Here is a 9372-nt window from a genome sequence, read left to right as displayed (position 1 = left end):
TGAATACTATAATTGAATAATAGATTTATTTTGAAGTTAGATTTGTTAATGAATGCATTTGCTAATGTTTCTGGTAAATGATGAGAACAGTAGATGATAGAGTACAGCTTTTATGTTTTTGTATGTAATGTGATGATAAGTTAGGTGCGTTGTTTGATTGTTAATTTGCTTTAAGTTATAAGTAGCTAATCAGGTGTATATTTCTCTAGAGTGTGTATTTTAGTAGATTTATGTCAGTGAGTTTAATTTTTTCCCTGTATTGCACTGATTTAATGATTGTGTACTTTTAATCTTTGGTTTATGTCCTCTACAATGGTGTAAGTGTGAGTTTTATAGTTTTGTATTAAAGGAGTATGAAAGTGTGCTGCGTATCTAGAAAGTTTAAAAGTTATACTTTCAATGTTTGTTTTGATAATTAACCTAATAATGTGTCTCTAGCTTCATTTAATTTCTGTGCAAAATAAGGAGATCCACCCTTATCTGGGTGCATGGATTTCATTAGTTTATGATATGCTGTGTTTATCTGTTCTGGACTTGCGTTTTTTTCTAATCCTAATATCTCAAGTGCTTCTGCTTTGGATAAACTGCTACCTGTACTTCTTATATTACTATACATGTTTGTTTCATTCATTACTTTATTAAAAGCAGAAGTCATAATCTCACTCATGTTTATTATGCTATTCCTTTTCAATATTAGAAATATAAACAATGCTAGAATTGGCAATACAAATATCACACCTATTATGGAAAATATTATTAAAAAGATAAACAACATATAAATGACTTGATTTAAACAAGGTATGTCCATATTATACAAGTTAAAAGTATTTTTTTGCAAATGGTTTATTATGTTTATACAAATAGAGGAAACTCCGAATCCTAATACTTTAAAATTTATGCCAGGTGTTCCTGTCAATAATGGTAAGATTAGTGAATTTGCAGATAATATAGCAGCTGAAAATTCTCCTCTTGCAGCGGCATTGTTCAAAGTTGAACATGTGGATGGTGTGTTTTTTGGTGGTGATTTTGTGTCGGTAACAAAATCTGGTGATATTGAGTGGGATGTTTTAAAACCAGAAGTTTTGACTGTTATTATGGAGTTTCTCACACTTAATCCTGGTGATAGCACTGAAGATTTTGATGAAGAAGAAACAGAGGAATTTTTTGATGAAAAAGATGTAGAAATGGTTGGTAAAATTAAAGAGTTAATAGATGATTATGTGAAACCAGCTGTTATGCAGGATGGTGGTGATATAAAGTTTAAAGGATACAGTAATGGTATTGTATTTGTAAAATTGAGGGGAGCATGTTCAGGGTGTCCTAGTGCTTCAATTACTTTAAAAGAAGGAATATACAATATGCTAAGTTATTATATCCCAGATATACAAGGTGTAGAAAGTATTCAATAAGTGGAATTCATTATAAGAACACTTTGATTATTGTATAATCAGTAGCTGGTATTTTATTATCATACTAAATTCCTTAAATATTTTTTAATCTATTGGTAAAGCTTAAATAGGTATATCCTGTTTATATGTGAAAGTACTGTTGATGACCACTTGCAGAATAGTTTTTTGGTATGTTGATAGAACTTAAGTAAATAAATTATATATGTATAAAAGTACCATTAATGATAATTTTGTTAGTACATTTTTTATATGTACTAAACTTCTAGGATGTTTTGTTATATGTTAATCAATCTTAAATGAATAGATTCTATGTATTTACAAAAGTACTATTGCGATTTATCAATGCATGAGTTCTTTATGTTATGCTGCTGTTTTTCTAGTGTTATATTGGACTCATATATAAAAATATTTTATACTATTACTATAATTTACAAGAAGATAGTTTATTTATTGTGAGTACTTGATTTTTTTATAATGTGTTGGTGTAAAAATACTATCTTAATGATTAATGTTTTTCTGTTATATGAAATACCTCGATATTTTTTTAGTATTTATGTATAGAAGTCATATTTAATGTAGGCTGGTACATTAAATAATGATAATACTGAAGTTTTGGAGTGTTTTCAAATATGTGACTTATGTATAAAAATGCTGTTAATAATTACTTGCAGCAGAGTCTTTTTGCATTGTTATCTGGAGTTCTTAGTTTGATGGAGTGAGCTATATCTTAATAATGTATTGCTCTTGCATAAATAGTATTGGTTTTATATTCATAATTTATCTTTTCATATCACTAAGTGTAGTAGTGTTAGTGTTTATCAATTCATCAGAAGATGTTAAATCGATAAATGAGAAATTTCTTGTAGGAGTTGTATGAATTTTATATAGCTTTTTACGTTTGTTGTGTATTGCTTTTTGGATACGATTTTTGAAAGATTTTATATTTTCTTTCGCAATTTTACTAGTATAGCTTATGGCTTTTCTTGCTTTTTTTATAATGTTGCGTTTGTGAAGTTTATTGTGTGCTGTTTTTGTATGTGTACTTCCTGTACGTAAATTGCTTAGAAAGTGTTGCTTTTTTGTATTTCTAACTATGTGTGTAGTATGTTCGTATTTAGGGTAAAGCTTGATGTTGGTGATAAACTCTTTACTAGTCATTATGTTTTGTACACGTGGTTCCATGTTATTTAAAGACTTTATTAATGTGTTAATATCTTTATAAAATGGATTCCAAGATATGTTGGAATTTTGATGTATTGTCTTTAGCTGTTTAAAGAAAAATACAGTGTCACCATATGCTACGCTTTCTTTAAATGCAGATGTTATTTGTGTTAAGATGTGTGTTTTTTTTTCTAATTTTGGCTGTACGATGTAGGTGTAGATGACTTTCTTGATATTATTAATTATAGAATACCATGGATATTTTGCTGTAGAAAATTTTTCTGTTCTGTTTCGATAATCTTTTAGTATTACATGTAATTTAGTAAGTTGGTACTGTATTGAAAAAACAATGTGTTTCTTAGGGAAGAGTTCAAGGGCATGTTTCAAGTCTATGGGTGCTGTTTTCATGATGTCTTGGTACAAATATTTAATCTTTTGAGATATTGGTATGTTAAGATAATTTTTACTGTATCCGTTGGTTATTCCATGACATGTTCCTAGTGAAGTTACATCTTGTGTATTTATAGATAGTATTATTTCATTTATTATTTCCACTTTGTACTTTGTGAGATTTGAAATATCAGTTGTATATGACTGAAAGAATTCTTTTAATTCTAGGTTTATATTTGATTTAGAAATTGTTCTTCTAAATTTATTATAAAGTTTATCTTTGATTTGTTGGGTAGGGTATTGATTTATCTTTCTAAATTTGCTGAACAATTTGTCTAATGTTTTATCTATTATTTTTTGATCTTCAGGGAATATTGTTATTCCATGTGAAACTTTGTGAATTAATGCTTTAAACCATAGTTTTAATAATAGTTTGGTTTGTTCTTTGTTTTGTATGTTCTTGTATGCTTCATTAGTGTAATGTTGTATAATGTGATAATACCTGTAGTTTTCATTGTCAGTTGAAGGAACATTATAAATTTGTGGTACTATTACTAATAATAAGTTTAAAGAGTCAGTTGAATATAAAGAATTAGATGCAATTATTTCTAAGATTTCATTTATTGTTTGTGAGTATTTTCTTTGGTACATTGTTAAATAATAATGAATATATATGAATTCTCTAATACTTTAAATTAATTTGTTTTATAAAATATATTTATAATAATATAAATTAGTTAACTTGTTATGTATAATAAAAAATTAATTTATTTTGTAAAGTTTAAATAGTGCTTGAATGTTAAAATGGTTGGTTACTTGGAATGCTAATTATAAGTTTTTCAAATGATATTTTATTAATATAATTGCAGTGATATTTTGAGATTTTTAGAGTTTAAATAGGTAGTGTATTGATTACTATTGTCATTAATCAAAAAGAAATGGTATTTGAACCTGGGATAACACTCAGTCAGATTTTGAATATATGCTCCTATGATACTAACTTACCATTTGCTGTTGCAGTGAATAGAAGTTTAGTTATCAGGAGCAAATATAGCAGTACTTACTTAAATAATGGGGATGTTGTAGATATAGTGTACCCTATGCAAGGTGGATAGTTGAAGACAGTGTATCTTCTTAACATGTAAATTAGTTTGTCGTGTATAATGTGGATGAGTTGAAAGTTTTATTGATATTACAGAAGAAATTGAAAATTAATATAATTAATAAATAGAGTTGAAATATATGTTAAATTTGTATGGTGTATTGTTACAAAGTAGGTTACTGTTGGGTTCTGCTATGTATCCATCTCCTGCTGTTTTGCGTGAATCAATCAAACTTTCAGGTGCTGAAGTAGTAACTGTGTCTTTATCTAGGCAAATGCCATCTGAAAATGGTGGTAATGATTTTTGGAATATAGTAAAAGAAAGTGGATGTCGTATTTTACCTAATACTGCTGGATGCTCTACAGTAGATGATGCAGTACTTATGTCGCAAATGGCAAGAGAGATTTTTGGTACCAATTGGATTAAATTAGAACTGATAGGGGATGAGTATACACTATACCCAGATTTAATATTGTTATGTGAAGCAACAAGAGAGTTAATTAGTCAAGGATTTGAGGTATTTCCATATTGTACTGATGACTTGATTGTATGTAAGAAATTAGTAGATTATGGATGTCGTGTGTTAATGCCAGGGCTTGCTCCAATAGGATCTGGATGTGGTGTACTCAATATGTATAATTTAAAATTGCTGAGGCATAGATTCCCAGAAATAATAATGATAGCTGACGCTGGTATAGGTAGACCATCTGATGCAGTAATGATTATGGAAATGGGCTTTGATGCTGTGCTTATTAACACTGCTGTTGCAAAGTCTATTGTTCCTCAAGATATGTCTTGTGCTTTTAAATATGCTGTAGAAGCTGGACGTATAGCTTATCATGCTGGTATCATTTATAAAAAGGACTTTGCTGTATCTAGTACACCACTTATTGATACACCTTTTTGGTGTAACACTTCTAATTAGATATTATACAATTTTTTATTTGCTTGAAAAATGCAATACTGAATTTTCTACATTAGTGTTATTGAGATGAATTATTATAGTTTTCAAATAATTTTTATAAGCATATTATTACATTGTTGAAAATGTGTTGTTGAGTGAAGTGATATATAAGAAGTCTCAATGTGTTGCTACTCAGATTGTTATTAAGTTTCTCTTATTGGTATAGCAATAGTAGTTTTATTGTTCTTAACAATTTGTTGGAACATTTATTGAACTAATACTATAAAATAGTATTTAAAAAAATTATATAAGTCTAATGTTAAATTTTGTTTGATTTTACAAATTAGTGTAGGTGATGGTTTTAATTCTATTGATACAAGTTCTTAAATTTTGAATTAGTTTTTATTATTTGTAACCTTAGGTAGTTGCGGTATACTTTTTTAATTGATTCTGGTGTGTATGCAAAAGGTTATAATAGTGTAAGGTTTGTTAGGTTGAATATTTTATTAAGTTTTTATATTAGTAATATCGTAATGTACTTTGCCAATTTACTGTAATCTTGAAGAATTTGTTGTTAAGTTTGTAATATTGTATTATGTGTTATTGAAATAGTGCTATGATGTGATATACAGAAATATAGAATTTGAATATTTTTAGACGTTTCAACTTGGTATATATAATCTAAAATGCAGTTATGTAAGACTTTGTAAAATGTTTTGTGAAGTTTGTAACCTTAAAAAAACGTTGGTGTAATGTATAATTAAAATGTTATACAGGAAGAAAGAAGAGTTATTGCGATTTTTTAATAATGCAAACTAATTTGTAATATAAAGTTTTTCATACAACCTTGCTTAATATAAATTTGATATGACTCTTTATCCTTTGAATTTTAGTTTTGCGGAGATTAAGTTTTCTGCAAATATTACATCGTGTATCTTATATCCTATTTTCTTTAGTTTTGCCTGGTACCAATCACTGTAAGATAAAGCCATGTAGAAACTGTATAATGAGTTGATTAATAAGTAATTTGGTAAGTTGATCAGATTTAATGTGGAATACATAATATAAGTGCCACTAAATACAGAAATTGAAATAAATGACAAAAGCCAGAGTTTTTTATACAGTGTAAAGAAAATTGAAAATATGAATGTCATAAATGAAAAACTATCTTTTACAAATACTATATTGTCTAATGTGTTCATTTTTTTTGGATGCTTATATATGAAAAAAGATTGCATATAAAATATGTAGTTTACTAACGTGCATTAATAGTATGATTAAAATAAAAGTTAGTAAACCTAAAAACAGTATTTTTGGGTATTAGTAATTCTGAGAGTTTAAAGTATTATGGCATTGCTTATAGAAAAGCTTGTAATAATATTTATTCTAAAATGTCTTTATTAAATGTATATTCAATTTTGGACGCTAATTTGTTTATAGTGATAATACGGATATTGAATAGTATGTTACATTGTTTGCTGTAATATTTTAGTTGCTTGATTGAATCAGTGAAATTGAAAGAATAATTTTTATGACATAGTATAGAATCTAAGGAGATCTTGATTATGATTACACGTTTTGCTCCAAGTCCAACAGGGTATCTTCATGTTGGAAATGTTCGCACTGCTTTGATCTGTTGGCTATATATTCGCAAACAGAAAGGTAAGTTCTTATTGAGATTTGATGATACTGATACTCAGAGGTCACAAGAAGAATATATTAAAGAAATAGAAAATGATTTAAAATGGTTGAACATGAATTGGGATGCTAGTTTTAGGCAATCTTCTAGATTTGATCGTTATGAAGATGTGTTTCAATATCTGTTGAAAGAAGGATTTGTGTATCCTTGTTATGAAAGTAAAGAAGAACTTGAATTTAAAAGGAAAATGAAATTAAAATCTGGATTACCACCTATTTATGATAGAAGTGCATTGAACTTAACTCAAGCAGAAAAGGATAAATATTGTGGAAGAGCTCCATATTTTAGATTTAAAATAAATCAAGATCAGTTAATAAATTGGGATGATGTGATACGTGGTAAAGTGTCTTTTAATCCTAAAAATATTAGTGATCCAATCATTAAAAGAGCTGATGGAACATATACTTATATGTTGCCATCTGTGATAGATGATATAGATTTTAATGTGACTCATATAATCCGTGGGGAAGATCATATAAGTAATACTGCGGTGCAAATACAAATGTTGGATGCTTTAAAAGCTGATGTACCGATATTTGCTCATTTATCTCTGCTGTACTCTGATGATAATAAAATATCTAAAAGGGTTGGTGGATCTAGTGTCAAGGATATGCAATTGTGTGGATTAGAGCCAATGGCTATTAATAGTTATTTTGCTAAAATAGGAACTTCTCATCCAGTAGATGTGCATATAAGTATGTTAGAGTTGATTGACTCTTTTGATATTACTGCTTTTAGCCAAGCTCCTACTAAATTTAGTATGGATGACATATTAAAGTTAAATCCTAAGGTGTTGCATAATATGTCTTTTGATGATGTGAAGAATAGGCTAAAAGAGCTTAAAGTAGATACTCCAGCTTTTTGGGATTTTGTCTGTGGAAATATAGAAAAATTTTCTGATGTTGAAGTGTGGGTAAAAATTTGTAGTAGAAACATGGTCCCTGTTATTAAGCAAGATGATAAAGACTTGATAATGTTAGCACTAAATGTGTTGCCTCAGGGAGAAGTTCATGATAGTACTTGGGATACATGGATTTCTAGTATAAAACAACAGACTGATCGTAGGGCTAAAAATTTATTTGCTCCATTGCGATTAGCATTGACTGGATTAACTACAGGTCCAGAGCTTGCTAAATTGTTACCATTGATTGGTAGAACGGAAATTGTACGTAGACTTAGTTATCCTATTACACAATAAATACAATTGTTATACAGTATATAATAATAAAAAGTGCATATAGTCTCTGAATAAATGTGTATCTTTTCTGTTGAGGGCTATAAAATATCTTTTTATTTTGTGGTAGGCATGTACTATAGGGCTGTAGCATTGTATTGTGATTGTTGATGTTAGTTGAAATAAAGTAACTTGTGTATGCACTTCTATAATGCAATAACTCTATTTTGTGACTTCAAGTGCAAAATAATTTGTTGATCGCAAAAAATACTTAATAACGGAATTGATGCTAGAAGACTGAATATTATATAAAGTGGCTGTTGATGTAGTTGATATAAAGCAACTTGTATATGCATTTCTATAATGCAGTAACTCTATTTTGTGACTTCAAGTACAAAATAATTTGTTGATCACAGAAAGTACTTAATAACAGTATTAATGCTAAAAGACTGAATGTTATAATTCGATATAGATTATCTTCCTATCCTAATGCTCCATGTAACCTGAATCCAGGATTACCTTGATTGTTCGGATCACTATGTTGACGATTATGTAGTAATGTCATTGTGGTGGCAGGTATATTCTCTAAATGAGTATCACTTTCTGTGGTTGGTGTAACTAAATCTAATGGTATTTCAGGATGGCAATTTTCAATATCAGGTCTGGTACCATGTGTCCTATAATATCTATCTGACTGTTTTATAGTGTAAAAGTAAAGACATAGCAATGCAAGCATTAGAAGACAGAGTATTATTGTAAATAATTCAGTTACGGCACTGCTAGATGTAGTGTCACTAGTGGTTGTGCTGTTTATCAGTGAATTTTCTGTAACAGTACTATTGCTAGCTACTATACTATCTACAGTAGAATTATAAACAGTAGTAACGATATTACTTAGAGTTGAACTAGAAAGGGGGGGGGGGGAATTAGTACTTTGTGCTACGTTATTCGTAAATATATTGGAAGTAGAAGTGTTTATAAATGAAGAGGTATTTGTTGTAGCAGCACCATTGCTACCTATTATATTATCTACAGTAGCATTATAAATAGTAGTAGCAATATTGTTGAACACGGAAGTAGGAGAATTGATGTTTGTATCAAAGGTTGTGTTGTTTGTAGTGGAATTAGAGATAAAGCTGTTCGTGTTAGTAGAATTTGGCATTATATGTGAGCAATTGTAAAATTATATAATTATGCTAAGACTGTTAATACTTACAATCTGTTAGTAGGTTAAACAAATAATATATTGATTGTGTGTAGCAAAAAAGTTTTTTTAAATAGTATTGTATGGTCAGATACCTTTGCATTTTTGTTTTGAGAATTATGAATGGTTATACAATTGCAGTATTGCTGTTGTGTTACTGTTAGTTGATAGAAAATAAGTTATGTGTATGTTGCACATAATAAATGTATTTAATCTATACGGAAAGCTCATGGTAAATGCATTAATGCTAAAAGACTGAATATTATATAAAGTGGCTGTTGATGTAGTTGATATAAAGTAACGTGTATATACACTTCTATAATGCAGT

The 9372-nt window shown here is 28.7% G+C and carries 8 protein-coding genes; 4 read left to right on the top strand and 4 right to left on the bottom strand.

Annotated elements, in window-relative coordinates; all coding sequences use genetic code 11:
• Nucleotides 1–415: 415 nt before the first annotated feature.
• Nucleotides 416–808, bottom strand: a complete 393-nt coding sequence (locus DRF75_RS04750) for a J domain-containing protein (RefSeq protein ID WP_200887584.1) — start codon at nt 806–808, stop codon at nt 416–418.
• Nucleotides 809–848: 40 nt separating this feature from the next.
• On the opposite strand from DRF75_RS04750, the gene DRF75_RS04745 reads away from it, so the two are divergent.
• Nucleotides 849–1409 (top strand): NifU family protein, encoded by a 561-nt coding sequence (locus tag DRF75_RS04745; protein ID WP_129992752.1) that lies wholly within the window; start codon nt 849–851, stop codon nt 1407–1409.
• A 777-nt stretch (nt 1410–2186) separates the two neighbouring features.
• Here DRF75_RS04745 and DRF75_RS04740 read toward each other — a convergent pair.
• Nucleotides 2187–3611 carry a hypothetical protein gene (locus tag DRF75_RS04740; RefSeq protein WP_045170894.1) on the bottom strand — a complete coding sequence of 475 codons (1425 nt, stop codon included), beginning with the start codon at nt 3609–3611 and terminating at the stop codon, nt 2187–2189.
• Between the two features lie 257 nt (nt 3612–3868).
• On the opposite strand from DRF75_RS04740, the gene thiS reads away from it, so the two are divergent.
• Both thiS and DRF75_RS04730 read left to right on the top strand, forming a co-directional pair.
• Nucleotides 3869–4075 (top strand): sulfur carrier protein ThiS, encoded by a 207-nt coding sequence (gene thiS / locus DRF75_RS04735; protein ID WP_235424714.1) that lies wholly within the window; start codon nt 3869–3871, stop codon nt 4073–4075.
• 127 nt (nt 4076–4202) lie between these two features.
• The gene (locus tag DRF75_RS04730) at nt 4203–4988 is read left to right on the top strand and encodes a thiazole synthase (RefSeq protein WP_129992750.1); all 786 of its coding nucleotides are present in this window, start codon (nt 4203–4205) and stop codon (nt 4986–4988) included.
• Between the two features lie 854 nt (nt 4989–5842).
• Here the strand turns inward: DRF75_RS04730 and DRF75_RS05165 are convergent.
• Complete coding sequence (locus DRF75_RS05165) at nt 5843–6205, bottom strand: Erum7620/ECH_0207 family putative T1SS effector (RefSeq protein ID WP_082019995.1); 363 nt, start codon at nt 6203–6205, stop codon at nt 5843–5845.
• Between the two features lie 321 nt (nt 6206–6526).
• On the opposite strand from DRF75_RS05165, the gene gltX reads away from it, so the two are divergent.
• Nucleotides 6527–7864 carry a glutamate--tRNA ligase gene (gene gltX, locus DRF75_RS04720; protein ID WP_200887583.1) on the top strand — a complete coding sequence of 446 codons (1338 nt, stop codon included), beginning with the start codon at nt 6527–6529 and terminating at the stop codon, nt 7862–7864.
• 457 nt (nt 7865–8321) lie between these two features.
• Here gltX and DRF75_RS04715 read toward each other — a convergent pair whose 3' ends face one another.
• Nucleotides 8322–9002: a hypothetical protein gene (locus tag DRF75_RS04715; protein WP_129992749.1), complete on the bottom strand. Its 681-nt coding sequence runs from the start codon at nt 9000–9002 to the stop codon at nt 8322–8324.
• Nucleotides 9003–9372: the final 370 nt, after the last annotated feature.

The organism is Ehrlichia minasensis (assembly GCF_004181775.1).
GTDB classification, from domain to species: Bacteria; Pseudomonadota; Alphaproteobacteria; order Rickettsiales; family Anaplasmataceae; genus Ehrlichia; species Ehrlichia minasensis.
Note: the sequence above shows the minus strand (reverse complement) of the source record. Positions and strands in the feature narration are given on the sequence as shown.

Bases quoted from the DNA above. Each gene is read 5' to 3' on its own strand.
- DRF75_RS04740 (WP_045170894.1), bottom strand. From the start codon at position 3,611: ATGTACCAAAGAAAATACTCACAAACAATAAATGAAATCTTAGAAATA.
- DRF75_RS04715 (WP_129992749.1), bottom strand. From the start codon at position 9,002: ATGCCAAATTCTACTAACACGAACAGCTTTATCTCTAATTCCACTACA.
- DRF75_RS04745 (WP_129992752.1), top strand. From the start codon at position 849: ATGTTTATACAAATAGAGGAAACTCCGAATCCTAATACTTTAAAATTT.
- DRF75_RS04730 (WP_129992750.1), top strand. From the start codon at position 4,203: ATGTTAAATTTGTATGGTGTATTGTTACAAAGTAGGTTACTGTTGGGT.
- DRF75_RS05165 (WP_082019995.1), bottom strand. From the start codon at position 6,205: ATGCAATCTTTTTTCATATATAAGCATCCAAAAAAAATGAACACATTA.
- DRF75_RS04750 (WP_200887584.1), bottom strand. From the start codon at position 808: ATGGACATACCTTGTTTAAATCAAGTCATTTATATGTTGTTTATCTTT.